Here is a 16,919-nt window from a genome sequence, read left to right as displayed (position 1 = left end):
TCCTTTTGGTTAGGCCAATTAGGCGCAACTGGTCTGTTGTGTCAATCGGCGTTCTGTGAGAGTCACGGGGGCATGAAGCCGCGCACCGAAAAGCTGTACCAGCGTGTCGTCAACGCCATCGCCGACTCGATCGCCGACGGTCGCTACACGATCGGCACGCGGCTGCCGGGCGAGCGGGAGCTGGCGGAGGAGTTCGGTGTCAGCCGGCCGACGATCCGCGAGGCGATGATCGCGCTGGAGATCCGCGGCCTGGTCGAGGCGCGGCATGGCTCGGGGCTCTACGTCACCTCGACCCCGGCGAGTTCGACGGCGCCGGCCGAGCTCGACATCGGCGCCTTCGAATTGATCGAGGCGCGAATCCTGTTCGAAGGCGAGGCCTGCGCCGTCGCCGCGACGGTGATCGACGACGAGGCACTGGCCGATCTCGACCGGCTGCTCGCCGAGATGGCCGCCAATGCCGAAGCCAGTCCCGAAGCGCTCGACGCCGACCGGCGCTTCCACCTGCGCATCGCCGAAGCGACCGGCAACACGGTGATCTCCACGGTCGTCGAGATGCTGTGGAACCTGCGCGAACGCGCGCCGCTCAGCGCACATATGTTCGCCGAAGCGCGGCGCGAGGGCGTCCACCCGCGGGTCGACGAGCACCGGCTGATCGTCGACGCCTTGCGCGCCCGCGACTCCGCCGCCGCGCGCCGCGCCATGCGCGACCATCTGCGCCGCGTCATCCAGGACCTGCTGTCCGCCACCGAGGTGGAGGCGATGCGCCGCACGCAGTCCGAGATCGCCGAGCAGCGCGGCACGCTGGAACGCCGCCTCCACGCCTGATCCCCTCGGCCCGGTCCACCACCGCCCATCCCCTTCCGCACGGCGTAGGTCAGGCTGCGGTAAGCAGCGCTTGGCTCGCGCAGATTCACCAGTCCGCCAACGCGGCGGAGCGCCGCTCAGCGTCGCGTGGTAAGCGTTGACGGGACGCTCGAGCGGGGAACAGGCCGCGCCGAGCGTCCGGGGCGAGGGATCGAGGCCCCCTACCTCGCCCTGGCCACCCGCCGACGCTTCCCGTTCGACAATATCATTCCCTGCGGCGCCGATGATCGCGGCCGGTGCGTTGAAGCCTGAATCAGGAGCGATGACACCATGGCGATCAAGGCGGTTCTCTTCGACATCGACGGCACCCTCGTAGACAGCAACGACTATCATATCGCGGCATGGCAGGCCGTCTTCGAGCAGATCGGCGCGACGTTCGATGATCAGATCGTCCACGACCAGATCGGCAAGGGCACCGACATGCTTGTACCGACGCTGCTCCCGGACACCGACGAGGACGAACAGGAGAAGATGGGCCAGGAGCACGGCAAAATCTTCAAGACGAAATATTTGGAGCGGGTGAGGCCCTTTGCCGGCGCCAGGGATTTGCTCGCGAAGGTCAAGCAAAGCGGCCGGCAGGTGGTGCTGGCGTCCTCCGCGTCATCGGATGAGCTCGAACATTATGTGGACCTGCTGGACGCCGAAGGGATCGTCGACGTCTCGACCACGGCGGACGATGTCGAGAAGACCAAGCCCGCTCCCGACATCTTCGCTACCGCGCTCAAGAAGCTGTCGTCGCTTGATGCGAGCGAGGTGATCGTCGTCGGTGACACGCCGTATGACATCGAAGCGGCCGCCAAGTGCGGCATCGCGGCCGTCGCCGTGCGATCGGGCAAATTCAGCGACGAGACGCTGAAGGCCGCGGGCGCTGTGGCCTTATACGACGACGTCGCCGCGTTGCTGGCCGGATTTGAGGGCTCACCATTGAACCACTGGGGACGGTATCGCATACACTAGCGGCGCAGCGGCGATCTTTGCGGGGCCATCAGATCCGTTCGATCCGTTCGTCCAGGCGCGCCACCACGATGCCCCATTTGCGGACGGTCATCGTGTTGACGGCGGTCCGGCCGCCGGATTGAAGGTAGAGATGCTGGACGACCTTCAATCCATGCCGCATCGTGAAGCGTATGATCAACTCGGCGCCGGCGCTCTCCGCGGTGACCGGGCCGATCGCGTCGGTCAAGGTGCCGACATAGCGTCCGGGCGCGATGCGATGCAGATGCCAGGTGCGATGCGTCGCCGCCGCATCGCCCTGCCTGACCTGCTGGTCGAGCGTGATCGCCTCCGGGCTAGGCGATGTGCCATAGCCGACGACGTCGGTCTGCCTTGGCTTGGAGGCAATGACGTGCAGCACGCCCGTGCCATGGGTCTTGCCCGCAAAGAACGCGACGGGATCGAAGACCGGCGACGCCGGGGCGACATGGGGCTGCATGCCGACCGGAGACACGCAGCCACCCAGACCTGCAAGCGCGGCGAGTGCGAAGAACCGGCGATAGCCCACGGCGCCGTGGCGATCAGCCGGCGACCGGCTGCGTCGGTATCGCCACCGCCCGCCCGGCGTTCAGATCCTGGCCACTGTTCGGATCGGTCGGCGTCGGCTGGATCATGGCGCGCATTTGCCATTGATATTTGTCGATGGCGTGCTGGACCTCCTGCAACAGGTTCGACGTCGTCGGGTCCTTGTCCTCCGTCGCCTTGATCCCCTGACCGATCTCGTCGCTGGTCACCTTGTAATAGCGGGCGAACCAACCAATCACCTGGGCATCATCGGTGAAGCCACCGGCATATTCGGGGATGCGGCTGGTGCGCACGATCGTATTGGCGCGGCCATCCGCCGACACGCCGATCGCGAGCAGCCGCTCGGCGACCTCGTCGGCATATTTGCTCACGCCTTCGTAATGATCCTGCAACAGCTCGTGCATCGGGTAGAACAGCGTGCCGGATACGTTCCAATGGGCCTGCTTCGTCTGCAACTGCAGCTGCTGAAGTTCGGTCAGCGTTTGCTGCAGGGCCTGGATCGACGCGCGCTGATCGCCGCCCTGCGGACCGCCGTGCAGCCGATCGCTGATGCTGTTGGTCGGAAAGCTGCCGATGCCTGCCGTCGTCTGGGCGCAAGCGGGCGCGGCGATCAGGGTGACGGCTGCGGACGGCGTGGCGAGATACGGGACGGAGCGCATGGATGATCCTTTCGTCGAGCCCACCGGCAACCATATGGCCGGAGCGGCTTCACCCGACGAACGTGCGGCGCTGGCTCGGGTTGTCTAAATTCCCGTTCAGAGTTCGGGATCCGGCCTTTCCAGGGTGACGACGCTGCCACGATCCGCGAAGCGGAGCGCGAAGCCGTGCATCTCGGCGATCGCCTTGACCAGGCTGAGTCCCAGACCAACACCGCCGCACTCGTGGCGGCCGCGGTAGAAACGCTGCGTCACCAGATCATGGTCGGACGGCGGAATGCCGGGCCCCTCGTCCGCGACGGCGATGCGGATCGTCCCTGCCGTATGCCGTAGCGACACCACGACACGGCTGGCGGGCGGACCGAACTTGATCGCATTGTCGATCAGATTGGCCAGCGCCTCGATCAACAAGCTGGCGTCGCCTTCGATCACTACCCCCTCTTCGATCTCGCACACAAGCGTGATGCCACGATCTTCGGCGGTCGGGTGATACAGGTCGCAGGCATCCGCCGCGATCCGGGCGAGGTCGACCGGCGCGAACCTGCTGCGGCGGGCATGGTCCTCCAGCTCGCGAATGCGCAGCAGCGCGGCGACGATGCCGAGCAGTTGGTCGATCTCCGCCAGCGCCGCCTCCGCCACCTGCTGAAACTCTGCGGCGCCCTGCGCTTCGCGCATGCCACGCTCGATACGCGCGCGCAGGCGGGTCAGCGGGGTGCGCAACTGATGCGCGATATCGTCGCCCACCCCGCGCACATCGATGATCAGCGATTGGAGTCGATCGAGCATCGCGTTGATGTGGACCGCAAGCAGACCGAAACTGTCAGGACGGCGCGCGACCGGCAAACGCTCGTCAAGCGCCCCGGTGACGATCCGGGCGGTCAGTTGCCGAACCGTATCGACCTGTCGCGCCGCCCGCCGTCCCGCGACCAGGCCGACCCCGATCGCCAGCGCGAGACCGGGGAGCAGGCCGAGCAGCAACGCGTGCCCTGCGAGGCCCAGAGCTTCTTCGGCGTCGTCGAGGTCGAAACCGGTCAGCAGCCGCTCGCCACCTGGCAGAGCACAGACGGTCAGCCGGGCGACATCCTCGCTCTTGCCCGGCAGTTCGGTCGGCACGATCGTGGCTACCGCCGTCCCCGGCCGGTCCGCCGGCACGTCGGGCAGGCGCGCGACATTGCCGTCGATCAGCTGCCCATGACTGTCGAACAGCGCGAGGAAGCGTTCGCGATGGATGTCGCGCTCCAACATCTCGCGCAACTCCTCGCGCCGCTCGGCCGGATCGACCTGCGCGAAGAAGCGGCAATCGCCCGCCAGCGCCTCCTGCATGGTGCGGCGGTGGCTGGCGTTGAGCAGCGCCCAGAAGATCGCCGCCGCCATCAGCGACTGGACGATCAGCAGCGCTGCGATCGCCCCGCCCCAGCGCAGCGTCGCGCGGGTGCGCGGATCAGCCTGGTACATCGAACACATATCCCTGGCCGCGCACGTTGCGGATCAGCGCGGCCTCGCCAGGGGCATCGACCTTGCGTCGCAGCCGCCCCATATGCACGTCGACGACGTTGCTGTTCGGCAGGAAGGTATAGCCCCACACGTCCTGCAACAGCATCGAACGCGTCACGATCCGTCCCGGACGACGGACGAGATAGTCGAGCAGGCGCAATTCGCGTGGCAGCAGTTCCAGCGGCCGGCCGGCGCGCGTCGCATTGCCGGCGAGCAGGTCGAGATCGAGCGGCCCGACGATCAGACGGGTCTCGCGCGTCTCGTTCGGGCGGCGCAGCAGCGCCTCCACCCGCGCGATCAGCTCGACCAGCGCGAAGGGCTTGGGCAGGTAATCGTCGCCGCCGGCGCGCAAGCCCCGCACCCGATCGTCGAGGCTACCGAGTGCGCTCAGCACCAGCGCCGGTGTCCGGCCGCCCTCGGCGCGCAATCGCGCGATGAAGTCGAGCCCTTCGCCATCGGGCAGCTGCCGATCGACGATCAGCAGGTCGACGGCTTTGTCGCTGGTCGCTGCCAAGGCCTGCTCGATCGATCCGCAATGCGCCACGGCATGCCCTGCCGCGCCCAGCTCCAGCGCGATCTCCCGCGCGGTGCCCGCATCGTCCTCGATCAGCATTATCAGCGCCATCGTGCCTGTTCGCCCTGCCCCCGTCGGAACGTCAACCCGGTACTGATCAGCTCGGGCGCAAACCACGGAATGTGAAACGGGTTTTAGTCGCGCCGTCCACCCCGGCTGACTACCGGCGGGACAGACGCCGACGGGATAGGCAGGATGACGATGACGCGATGGACCGTGGTAGCCGGGATCATGGCGGCGGCACCCGTCGCGGCCGTCGCGCAGGATCGGACGACGCCGGATGCGACCGCCATCTCGCTCGACCGGCTGGTGCAGGAGGTGATCGCCAACAATCGCGAACGGCAGTTCTACGAACGCCAGATCGAGACGGCGGGCATCGAACGCACGGCGGCGGGACGCTTGGCCGACCCCGAAATGGTGGTGGAGTTCGGCGAACGGCGCGCAACCGATCCGGGCACCGGCGCGCCGCTTGGCGACGGCCAGACCTATGCCGTGTCGGTCGTCCAGCCGGTCGAATTCGGCGGCCGCATCGCGCTCAGGCGGGCCATTGCCGAACGGCAGATCGGCCTGGCGCGGCTCGGCCTGCGCCAATTCGACGCGACGCTGGCGGCGCGCGCACGTTCGCTGGGCTATGGCCTGTTCGCCGCGGATGAGAAGGCGGCCGCGGCCCGCACCGTCGCAGCGCGGATGCGCGTGTTGGCGCGGGTGATCGTCTCCCGCGATCCCGCCGGCCCCGCCCCCCAGCTCGAAGCTGCGGCATTGCAGGCCGACGCGATCAATGCCGAGCGCACCGCGGCGACGGCGGATGCCGAGGCCAATTCGATCCTGTACGAACTCAATCAGCTGCGCGGCACGGCGTTTGCGGCGCGTATCCGCATCATCCGTCCCGACATGTCGCTCCCCGCCTTGCCCTCGGCCACCGTGCTGGCGTCGCGCGCCGCTGCCAACAATTTCGAGCTGCAATCGCTACGCGCGCAATTCGAGCAGCAGGGCCTGCGCGTCGACCTCGCCCGCAAGAACCGCATCCCCGTCGTCAGCGTCGGGCCTTATTACGACCACGCCCGGTCCGACGTCCGCGAAACCAATTACGGCGTGCGGCTGTCGACAACGCTGCCACTGTGGAACCGCCAGGCGGGCGAGGTCGCGGCGGAACAGGGTCGCCAGGCGCAGGCGAACGCCACGCTGATCGCCGCCGAACGACGGATCGATCGCGACGTGTTCGACCAGGCGGCGCAATATGAGGCGAAGCGGCGCGCACTCGCCCAGTGGGACGGGGAGTCGGCCCAGCGTTTCGCCGCCGCGGCCGAGGATGCAGACCGCAACTACCGGCTCGGCGCGATCCCGCTGACCACCTATACGCAGATGCAGCAGGCCTATGTCGACGCGACGGTCGCGATCCTCGATACCCGGCGTGAAGCGCTCGAGGCGCTGCTGCAGCTGCGCGCTTTGAACGGCGGGACGGCGCTCGATCGATGATCGCGCGGCTGCTCGACGGCGTCACGCGGCATCGGCTCGTCGTCGCGCTTATCACCGCGCTGGCCGCGGCGGTCGGCCTCTGGGCGTTCGCAACGCTGAAGATCGACGCGATTCCAGACATCACCGGCGTCCAGGTCCAGATCAACACCACGGTCCCCGCGCTCGCGCCCGAAGAGATCGAGCGACTGGCGACGCTACCGATCGAGCGCGCGATGGCGGGTCAGCCCGGCCTCGACGAGACGCGTTCGCTGACCAAGACCGGGCTCAGCCAGGTGACGCTGCTGTACAAGGACGGCACCGATCAGCTGCGTGCGCGCCAGCTGGTTACCGAACGGCTGGCGGCGGTGCGCGACCAGCTGCCCGCCGGCGCCTCGCCACAGCTTGCGCCGATCACCACCGGGCTGGGCGAAATCTATTACTACACGCTCGAATGGCGCACCCCGCCGCCCGGACTCGACGCGCAACGCCAGCTGATGGAGCTGTACGAGGCGCAGGAATACACGGTGCGGCCGATGCTCCGCGCGGTTACCGGGGTCGCCGACGTCAATTCGAACGGGGGGATCGAACAGCAGTTCGTCGTCCAGCCCGATCCCGTCCGCCTGACGCTGCACGGCGTCACCGCCGCCGAACTGGCGAAGGCGGTGGGCGACAATGTCGAGAATGCCGGCGGCGGCATCATCGCGCAGGGACCCGAGCGGTTGACGGTACGCACCGACGCGCGCGTGATGAACGCGACCCAGATCGGCAACATCCCGGTCAAGTTCGCCGCCGGCGTACTGCCGCTGCAGGTCCGCGATCTCGCCGACGTCGTGATCGGCTCGGCGCCGCGGCAGGGCGCGGCGACGCAGAACGGGCGCGAGACGGTGCTTGGCACGGTGATGATGCTGGTCGGCCAGAACAGCCGCGAGGTCGCGTTGCGCGCCGAACAGGCCCTGCCCGACATCCAGGCGGCGCTGCCCAAGGGCATGGTCATCCACCCCCAATACAGCCGGTCCGACCTGGTCGACCGGACGATCGCGACGGTCGAGCACAACCTCGGCGTCGGCGCGCTGCTCGTCGCGATCGTGCTGCTGCTGGTGATGGGGAATTGGCGCGCCGCGCTGATCGTCGCGATCGTCATCCCGCTCGCCTTCCTCGTCACCGTCACCGGCATGAACGCGATTGGCCTGTCGGGTAATCTGATGAGCCTCGGTGCGCTCGACTTCGGCCTGATCGTCGACGGATCGATCGTCGTCGTCGAAAACAGCCTCCGCCTGCTCGCCCAGCGCCGGCGCGACAAGGGTGAGCCGCTCGATGCCGAGGAACGGCGCGAAACGGTCGCCCAAGCGGCCCGCATGGTCGCGCGTCCGACGCTGTTCGGCATCGCGATCATCGCGCTCGTCTACGTGCCCGTCCTTAGCCTCGGCGGCGTCGAGGGCAAGCTGTTCCAGCCGATGGCGCAGGCGGTGATGCTGGCGATCGGCGCCGGCCTGATCTGGACCTTCACGATCGTGCCGGCCTTGTCGGCGTGGCTGCTGCGGGCGCCGGATACCAAGGACGGCGACGACCGCGACACCGGACTGATCGGCTACGCCGAACGCGGTTATGCGCCGATCCTGGAGCGCGCCATCGCGCACCCGGCGTGGTTGACGCTCGGCGCCGTGGTCCTGCTCGGCCTGACCTATCTCGTCTTCCGCTCGCTGGGTTCGCAATTCACGCCACAGCTCGACGAAGGCGCGATCACCGCCATGGTCTATCGCCCGGTCGGCATGTCGCTCGACCGCAGCCTCGCGATTGAGGAGGCGACCGAACGCGCGATCCGCCGCGCCTATCCGCAGATCACCCACACCTTCTCGCGCATCGGTACCAGCGAGGTCGCGACCGACCCGATGCCGCCCAACGAGAACGATCTCTACATCTTCTACGCCCCCGAAAAGGATTGGCCACAAGGCGACGGCAAACCCAGGACCAAGCAGGATCTCATCGCCGGGATCGAAAAGATCGGGCGGCAGGTCTATCGCGGCCAAACGTTCGAATTTGCCCAGCCGATCGAAATGCGCTTCAACGAGATGCTGGAGGGTGTCCGCGCCGATGTGTCGGTGAAGATCTTCGGAGAGGATTACGACGTCCTCGAACGGGCGGCGAAACAGGCCAAGGCGATCCTCGAGAAACAGCCCGGCACCGAAGGCGTCGAATTCGAAACCGCGGGACGCCCCGAAAACCTGGTCGTGGAACTCGGCCATGATGCGATGCTCCGCCTCGGCCTCGGCACCGCGGAGGTCAACAGGGCGATCGCCGACGGCGTCGCCGGGGCAGAGGTCGGCTTCATTCCGGAAGGCGAGGCGCGCCACATGATCGTCGTTCGCATGCCCGAGGCGTTGCGCGCCGATCCCGCCGCGATCCTCGCGCTGCCGCTCCGCGTCGGCGACTATGGCATGGTCCCGCTGTCGCGCGTCGCCCGTCTGCACCGGGTCCATGCGGTGGAACCGATCCTCCACGACGGCGGCAAGCGGCGCGCGGCATTGATGGTCAACCTCAGCACCAGCGATCTTGCCGGCTATGTCACCAAGGCGCGCGCAGCGGTGACGCAGGGCGTCAAGCTGCCGCCCGGCTATCGCATCGAATTCGGCGGCCAATACCATCAGCTCGAAGCAGCGCAGAAGCGGTTGGCGATCGTCGTGCCCGCCGCGCTGCTGCTGATCTTCCTGCTCGTCTACGCCGCGCTCGGCAGCGTCAAGGAAGCGGCGATCGTCTATACCGGCATCCCCTTCGCGGTCACCGGCGGGGTGCTGGCGCTGTGGCTGCGGGGCATGCCCTTCTCGATCACCGCGGCGATCGGCTTCATCGCGCTGTCGGGCATCGCCATGCTCAATGGATTGGTGCTCATCGACCACATCAACGCGCTGCGCGACGGCCGGGAAGGCGGCGATCCGCTGTCGAGCGACGAGGCGGTCCGCCAGGGCGCCCGCGATCGCTTGCGCCCCGTGCTGTCGACGGCGCTCGTCGCTTCGATCGGGTTCGTCCCGATGGCGATCGCCAGCGGCGCCGGCGCCGAAGTCCAGCGACCGCTCGCCACCGTCGTGATCGGCGGCATCGTCACCTCGACGATCCTGACGCTGCTGCTGCTACCCAGCCTCTACCGCTGGCTGGCGGTTCCGGCGCGCGGTGGCGGCGGCGCGGGCGCTGCGGATTAGTGCTTCCTTGCCCGAGGATCGGCACGCAAGCCGCCCTGACGGAACGGCAAGGGGGAAAGCTCCGATAAGCGCCGGCGATGAGGCAGGCTCGCGGGACCAGGCGTATGGCCCCACCCTACCCCGCTTCGCATCCGGTGCATGGGTTCGACAGCGGCATCGCTTCTTGATCGTTCCTCATGCGCGGGTCCATGCCGCCATGTGCCGGTCGTTGCGTTACCCCCCGGCTCGCGCACCTGCCCCGTCGATTGCGGCAAATCGGCGCAGCATCTGCGGCATCGAGATGAGGTTGATGGCCCATTGCGCGACCTCCGGGGTGGCGATCGCCGGCGTGAAGGTACTCGTTCCCGGATTTTCCAAGACGGTCTGACTCGTCGTCGGACCCTCCACAGCCACCGGCTGTGCCCGGAAGTAATCGGTGGAACCGAAGCGCAGCAGCCCGCGGTAGAGATCGATCGCCCGGCGATAGAGGTCCACCCGGCCGGTAGCCACCGCTGCGAGCGCATCGACGCGCGGCTCGAAATACCAGTTGGCGCGCTTCCCCTCGGTGAACTGAACGCACAGCTTGTCCCAAGCCGCAACGAAGGAGCGACACGGGATCGACGCGACAAGGTCGGTCACGATCTGGTCGCCGGCAAATAGGAACACGAACTGCCCTGGTTTTTGGTTGGGCTCGCCCCCGCTCTTCAGGTGCTTGGTGACCGGATCGAAGATGTATCCGGCATAGTCGAGCAGGCCCTGCGGATCCGCGCCGATGTCGTGCATGCCGGTCAGGCACCAATCGCGGTAGCGTGGATCGCCGGTGCGTTCCCATTCGGTGAACCAGTTGCTGGCCATGGCGAGCCAGTCCGGACCGAAGCGGATAAAGGCAAGGGGGCTCTTCACATCGGGCCGGGGCACCACCTCCCGCAGCGGCGGATTGGCGGCGAGCGAGCGCTCGATCTGTGCGATCGGCTCGCGCAGCAGGTCGCCGGTGCGCTCGTCCGTGGTCAGATAGTAATAGAACCGCTTGATGAAGGCCTCGTTGATGCGGGCCTCCTTGGCATCGCCCCAATGACTGACGTTGTGGCGCGATCCCAGGCCGGCGAATTGACCGACGTGATATACGTCCACCTCGTTGGTGTTGCGGGTCATCGCCTCGGCGATGCGGAAGATGTCGGCGCGGCCGCTGCGCAAAAAGGCGAACCACAGCCAGACGTTGGGCATCAGCTCGGTCGCATTCCAGCCGTGACCGCCGATGTCGTACATCCACTGGTGGCGGATCGGATCATAGGTCCTGCGGAAATCGCCATAGTCCCAGAAACCGTACCAGCGCCGCCGATCCACCTCCCCTTGGAAGAAGGCGAATGCGCGGTCGAGCTGCGCATCGGCGGACGCCACCTCGGCCGGCGTCAATCCCGGGACCGGCTGGCCCGGCAGGCTCCACACGCCCAGCGTCTGCGTGTCGTGATAATGCTGCGGCGGACAGATCGGGAGCGGCGGCGCCGCCGCGATCCGCCTCATCGCCGCCAATGCGTCCGGGGCCGGCGTGTCCCCGGTCGCCCACAGCATCAGTTCCGACGTGTTCGCGGCACCATAGGCGTCCGCATGCCCCGGCTCATAATCCTCGTAGGTGACCGCAAGGCTGTGGCCGATCGTGTCATAGTGCCGCAGGTCCATCGGCGAGGCATCGGGAGACCATAGCCAAACCGTCAATTCCCCTTCGGCCGACTCGGCGTGGGCGACCTCAATCGCCGCAGGATATTTCTGCCAGAAGTCCTTGATACCGACGGCAAGGCCGCCCGATACATCGCCCAGGAAGCCGAGGCCGCCGGCGCGGTCGCCGCCGGTGACGTGCAACCACGCGCTGTCGGCGTTGGTGCGCTTGGACAGTTGCCACCCGTCGGCGTTAAGTTGCGTCAGCTTGAACCCGCTCCAGGTCGCCGTGCTTTGTATGTTCGCGCGGTCCTGCGCGGGAAGCGCCGCCTGGTTCGGGATGCGCACGCCGGCCAGCTGATCCCGCTCCTGATCCGCCGCACCGCCGATCGCCTGCGGCCGATAGCCTGGCGACAGCAGCACCGGCTCCGCGAACAGATGATCGCCGTCGGTCGCCAATCGTATGTGCCGGTTCTGCAGTTCCTCGCGGAAGGGGATGGTGAAGCGGATGCCCAGCCCCTTGACGAAGTCACGTTTCTGATCGCCGGCGAAGACGAACGAATGTACCATCCGGACCGATGACAGGCCGGCGGTGAAGTAGAGACGCACCGTGAAGGGCAGCAAGTCCCGCCCTGCAGAGACGTGCATTCCGTCGATGCGGACGACCGCCCGGATGGGGCCGCGCTGCTCGACCGTCACCCGGTCCACGCGCGGCTCGAGATGGAGGTCTTGCAACAGCCCCTCCGAGGCATAGCGCGACCGGTCCTCGCATAGGGCGACGAGACGCCCTTGGCGGGCTACTTCCCGACCATCGATCGCCAGCGATCGGATGAAGTGGCCGCCCTGCCGATCGAGCACCGCGGTCAAGGGCCCGGTGTGGATGGTGACCGAATCCGCGCGCTCCGCGACCGCGACCCGCACACGGGGCGGGACCTTGCTGCCGCGCCCGATCCCAACCGTCAGACCGGTTGATTGTGCATCGGCGGCGATCGCCAGCCCGGTCCATTTGACCGAGCCGTCAGGCCAGAATGCCAAAGGCCACACCTGCGCCGGAAGGGCCCCCCCCGCCGCGTTCCTGACCTCGATCGCCGCGGTGCGCGGAACCGCGCCTCGCGGCCACGGTACGCCCCATGCGACGCCCGTCGGCAAGGTAGGCGCCTCGTCATCCAGCCACTTCAGAGCGACCGAGGGGGCGGCGGTGCCGGTCGCCGGTCCGGCGTGCCCGCCTGCCGCATCCGCACGGGTCGGCGCCATCGTCAGCCCCAGGCCAGCTAGGCCCGACCGGACGAGAAAATTTCTGCGGTCTACGTCGATCATGGCAGCAGCCTCTCCGTCCGACGCCTCGGCACGGAAACCCGAGGTGGCGGCACCGACAAGGGCGACCGGCCATTCCGTCATGCAAGACCTTATCTCATTATCTGGCAGTGCGGGCAAGCCGGGCTGGAGGCACAGGAGCGTTAGAAACGCTGCCCTTTCCGCTTGACGAAGCCGCAAAATGGGCGTTGATATCATTCAACAGAATGCGTTCCCATAATGTGGTATTCAGGAGAGGCTTACATGACGCCCCGGTCGCGCTTCGGCTGTATCGCACTTCGTTCCACCTCCCTCGCAGCGATGCTGATCGCCGGCCTTGCCCAGCCCGCACTGGCGCAGCAGTCAGCCACGCCGCCAGCCACTGCTACCGACGCGCAGCCACAGCCGCAGGGTACGCCGGCCCAGGACGCCGCAACGACCGCCGCAACCGCCCCTGCCGGTGATCAGGGCCCGGACATCGTGGTGACCGGCTTCCGGCAGAGCCTCGCCTCCGCCCTCAGCATCAAGAAGCAATCGACCGGCGTCGTCGACGCGATCAACGCCCAGGACATCGCAGACTTCCCCGATGCGAACCTTGCCGACTCGTTGCAGCGTATCCCCGGCATCTCGATCGAACGGGATGCGGGCGAAGGCCGGCAGATCACCGTCCGCGGCCTCAGCGGCGATTTCAGCCGGACGCGGTTCAACGGCTTGGAAGCGATCGCCGCCACCACCGGTTCGACGCTCGGATCGGGCGTCAATCGCGGCCGTTCCTTCGACTACAGCATCTTCGCGTCCGAACTATTCAACTCGATCGTCGTGCGCAAGACGCAGTCGGCCGAGGTCGACGAAGGATCGCTGGGCGCGACGGTCGATCTTCAGACCGCGCGGCCGCTCGACAATCCCGGCTTCCATGGCGCGGTCGGGGCGCAGGCGGCCTATTACGACATCAACAAGAATACACAGCCGCGGCTGGTCGGGCTGATCAGCAAGACCTTCGACGACGACCGATTCGGCATCCTGATCTCCGCCGCCTACAACCGGCACAAGGTGCAGGAGGACGCCTATTCGAACACGGCGCTGGCCGACTTCAGCGACGTCAACGGCGGCTTCTGCCCGATCAATCCGGCCAGCCCGGTCACGCCGGTCAATCCGCTGGTCGGCACCACGCCTCATGCGCCCGCCTGCATTGCCGCGCCCGGGCAGTTCCCCGGCTCGACGCCATCGGCCTACAACACCGTCAACCAGCCCAACGTCTTCGTGCCAAAGCTACCGGGCTACGGTCGCTTCACCGACGACCAACAGCGGATCGGCGCCACGACGACCTTTCAGGCGAAGCTGACGGATGACTCGCTGATTACCGTCGACCTCGCCTTCGCACGCCTCAAGCAGGATCGGTTCGACCTCGCCACCAATCCGATCAGCTTCAACCGCAGCACCGCCTCGGCGGCGGGCGGGCTCACCGCGCTGCAGCTCGCCGGGCGGCCGAACATGAAGATCCGCGACGCCGCGGTGGAGAACGGCGAGCTGGTCTACGGCGTCTTCGACGACGTCGATTTCAGTGTCACCAACAGCCACGACATCTCGACCACCAGCTTCTATGAAGGGGACATCCAAATCGAGCAGAAGGTCGGCGATCGCGGTAAGCTGAACGTGATGTACGGCCAGTCGGATTCTGTCTTCGACAATCCCTATTCGCGACTGGTGACGTTCAGCCGCTTCGACAGCGACGGCTTCGTCTACGATGCGCGCGGCGACAAGACGCGGCCGATCCTCAACTACGGCTTCGACGCCACCAATCCGAACAATTGGCAGTTCCAGAACGGCTACGACAACATTCGCGAATTCACGTCGCGCGTGATCAACCGGCTGCGCAACGTCAAAGCCGACTTCAAATACGACCTTTCGGACGAGTTCACGGCCAAGGCCGGTGTGTCGTACAAGCGCTTCGACTTCATCTCGCGCCGTCAGCAGCGAATCGCGTCGACAACGGCGATTCCGTCGCTGTCCTCGGCAGGCCTCACGATCAGCGACGTCAGCTCGGCGCCGATCACCATCGACACGATCGGCCTGCCGCAAGGCGCCACCAACAGCTTCATCGTCCCGAACATCGACAAGATCATGTCGGCGTTCAACGTCGACTGTTATTGCGTCAACCAATATGGCGACTTCCGGATCGGCAGCATCGGCACCGGATCGCAGGGCGACAATCGCAGCGTCCGCGAACAGGACGTCAGCCCCTATCTGCAACTCGATTGGAAGCTACCGCTCAGCAACGGCATGACCCTGCGCGGCGACGCCGGCGTGCGCTATGCCCATACCCATCAATTCTCGAGCGGCTTCGTCGGCATCGGCGTGCCCGTGCAGGTGACGCGGGATTACGACGACATCCTGCCCGCGTTGAACGTCGCGCTGGACCTCACTTCGAAGCTGACGGTGCGTGGCGCGACCGCGCGGGTGATGTCGCGTCCCTCGCTCGGCTTCCTGACCCCCGGCGGCTCGGTCGGCACGGCCAATCCGCCGTTCACGGCGACGGTCGGCAACCCTTATCTCGATCCGTATCGGGCGACCAACATCGACGCGAGCGTCGAATGGTATTTCCAGCCCGGCGCCGTCCTCTCGGCCGGCTTCTTCCACAAGGCGGTGGGCAGCTTCGTTCAGCAGCTCAGCACCACGACCACCTATGCCGCGGCCGGCCTGCCGCTGGGGCTGCTCACCGCGGCGCAGGATCCGAACACGACGACCACCGTCACCTCCTACCAGAACACCAATGGCGGCAAGATCGACGGCGTCGAGCTGCAATATCAGCAGCCCTTCACCTTCCTGCCGAGCTTCCTGCGGCACTTCGGCACGATCCTGAATTATACGCACATCAAGTCGAACATCACTTATGTTCTGACTACCAACGCGAACGGTGCCACGCTGGTCGCGCCGCTGACCAACGTTTCGCCGAACGCCGCCAATGCGACCCTCTATTACGAGGACAACAAGCTGTCGGCGCGCGTCTCCCTCGCCTATCGCGACCAGTATCTGCGCCAGGTGCCGTTGCGTTCGGGTCTGGCCGATTACACCGGCTCCTATTCCAATACGAACGTCGATGCCTCCGCCTCGTACAAGCTGACCCCGAGGGTGACGCTGTCGTTCGACGCGATCAACCTCACCAACCAGCCGACCAGCTACTGGGACGGCGAGAATCTGCGCGATCAGCAGGTCTATAGCCAGACCGGGCGGCAATTCTTCCTCGGCGCGCGCTACAAGTTTTGATGCGCCGGGCGGCCGTGGGATCTTTGTTTCGACGCGGAGCTATTTCGCTGGAATAGTCATTCCAATGCGATCACGTAACTCATAGGCGCGGCCGCCCTTTGAAGCCAGCAGCTTGGCACGCGAGCTCCTGCCACTCCGCCAGCGCAGCAGAGCGTCGTTCGCGGTCGGTTTGTCAATCAATGAGGTGGCGCTCCAGGCTGATGTCGGGACGGACTGAGGCCAACTTGTGCAAGCTCTTTATCTGTCGGAACCGCAGCATCGCCCGCTCTCGTCGTCGGAACGGTAGATGACTGTTCTCCACCCGGTTGTTCACCCAGCGACCGATCTCCTGCCGGTCACGGCAGCCGAGCTCATCCATGGCAGCACCATAGCTGCGCAGGCCATCTGTCGTGATTGTCGCTGGTGAGCCATGCCGCTTCAGCGCCTTGCGCATGAAGGTTAGCGCTGCCGCCTTGTCGCGGCTGCGCGCAACATAGCTCTCGAGCACTTCACCTTCGTGATCGACGGCGCGCCACAGATAGACCATCTCACCGTTCAGCTTCACGTACATCTCGTCGAGATGCCATTGCCAGTGGCGAAACCCACGCATGCGGCTGACACGAGCGCGGCGGATGTCACCGGCAAACAGCGGGCCGAACCTGTTCCACCACAGCCGCACCGTCTCATGGCAAATGTCGATGCCGCGCTCAAACAGCAGATCCTCGACGTTGCGCAGCGACAGGGGAAAGCGGACGTACATCAGCACGACCAGCCGGATCGCCTCCGGCGATGAGTTGAAGTAGCGGAAGGGCGAGGCAGGCTTGCGGGGGCGAGGCATGGAAGCCCCCCCCTACCCCGCCCCGCTTACCATCCGGTGCATTTGATTTGACGGTGCCCCCTTACCCGATCCCGCTAATCATCAGATGCATTTGGTTTGATGAACCTTGACCATACAAATTGAGAGCAATCGTGCACCCAGTGCAAGAGCACAACTTC

The 16,919-nt window shown here is 66.4% G+C and carries 11 protein-coding genes; 5 read left to right on the top strand and 6 right to left on the bottom strand.

Going from position 1 to position 16,919, the window contains the following annotated elements:
* Positions 1-72 precede the first annotated feature (72 nt).
* Both D9601_RS13730 and D9601_RS13725 read left to right on the top strand, forming a co-directional pair.
* The gene (locus tag D9601_RS13730) at positions 73-825 is read left to right on the top strand and encodes a FadR/GntR family transcriptional regulator (protein ID WP_198354617.1); all 753 of its coding nucleotides are present in this window, start codon (positions 73-75) and stop codon (positions 823-825) included.
* Between the two features lie 309 nt (positions 826-1,134).
* Positions 1,135-1,821, top strand: coding sequence for an HAD family hydrolase (locus D9601_RS13725; protein WP_198354616.1), 687 nt, complete (start codon positions 1,135-1,137; stop codon positions 1,819-1,821).
* Between the two features lie 28 nt (positions 1,822-1,849).
* Here D9601_RS13725 and D9601_RS13720 read toward each other — a convergent pair whose 3' ends face one another.
* The 4 genes from D9601_RS13720 to D9601_RS13705 form a co-directional block, all read right to left on the bottom strand.
* Positions 1,850-2,365 carry a DUF3833 family protein gene (locus D9601_RS13720; protein ID WP_198354615.1) on the bottom strand — a complete coding sequence of 172 codons (516 nt, stop codon included), beginning with the start codon at positions 2,363-2,365 and terminating at the stop codon, positions 1,850-1,852.
* A gap of 13 nt (positions 2,366-2,378) precedes the next feature.
* Entirely contained in the window at positions 2,379-3,041 is a 663-nt protein-coding gene (locus tag D9601_RS13715; protein WP_198354614.1) for a Dps family protein, read from the bottom strand.
* A 96-nt stretch (positions 3,042-3,137) separates the two neighbouring features.
* Positions 3,138-4,493: a sensor histidine kinase gene (locus D9601_RS13710; RefSeq protein WP_198354613.1), complete on the bottom strand. Its 1,356-nt coding sequence runs from the start codon at positions 4,491-4,493 to the stop codon at positions 3,138-3,140.
* Positions 4,480-5,157: a response regulator transcription factor gene (locus D9601_RS13705; RefSeq protein ID WP_198354612.1), complete on the bottom strand. Its 678-nt coding sequence runs from the start codon at positions 5,155-5,157 to the stop codon at positions 4,480-4,482. The genes D9601_RS13710 and D9601_RS13705 overlap by 14 nt, the downstream gene beginning before the upstream one ends.
* Before the next feature lie 150 nt (positions 5,158-5,307).
* Between D9601_RS13705 and D9601_RS13700 the strand changes: the two genes are divergently transcribed.
* Entirely contained in the window at positions 5,308-6,582 is a 1,275-nt protein-coding gene (locus D9601_RS13700) for a TolC family protein (protein WP_443024755.1), read from the top strand.
* Positions 6,579-9,755 (top strand): efflux RND transporter permease subunit, encoded by a 3,177-nt coding sequence (locus D9601_RS13695; protein ID WP_198354611.1) that lies wholly within the window; start codon positions 6,579-6,581, stop codon positions 9,753-9,755. Before D9601_RS13700 ends, D9601_RS13695 begins: the two co-directional genes overlap by 4 nt.
* Before the next feature lie 213 nt (positions 9,756-9,968).
* On the opposite strand, the gene D9601_RS13690 is transcribed toward D9601_RS13695, so the two are convergent.
* The gene (locus D9601_RS13690) at positions 9,969-12,785 is read right to left on the bottom strand and encodes an exo-rhamnogalacturonan lyase family protein (protein WP_198354610.1); all 2,817 of its coding nucleotides are present in this window, start codon (positions 12,783-12,785) and stop codon (positions 9,969-9,971) included.
* A 159-nt stretch (positions 12,786-12,944) separates the two neighbouring features.
* Between D9601_RS13690 and D9601_RS13685 the strand changes: the two genes are divergently transcribed.
* Positions 12,945-15,944 carry a TonB-dependent receptor gene (locus tag D9601_RS13685; RefSeq protein ID WP_198354609.1) on the top strand — a complete coding sequence of 1,000 codons (3,000 nt, stop codon included), beginning with the start codon at positions 12,945-12,947 and terminating at the stop codon, positions 15,942-15,944.
* Between the two features lie 172 nt (positions 15,945-16,116).
* Here D9601_RS13685 and D9601_RS13680 read toward each other — a convergent pair whose 3' ends face one another.
* Complete coding sequence (locus D9601_RS13680) at positions 16,117-16,761, bottom strand: IS6 family transposase (protein ID WP_198354608.1); 645 nt, start codon at positions 16,759-16,761, stop codon at positions 16,117-16,119.
* Positions 16,762-16,919 lie beyond the last annotated feature (158 nt).

Source organism: Sphingomonas sp. MA1305 (assembly GCF_016107325.1).
Classification (GTDB): Bacteria; Pseudomonadota; Alphaproteobacteria; order Sphingomonadales; family Sphingomonadaceae; genus Sphingomonas.
This window is presented reverse-complemented; position numbering and strand designations above follow the sequence as displayed.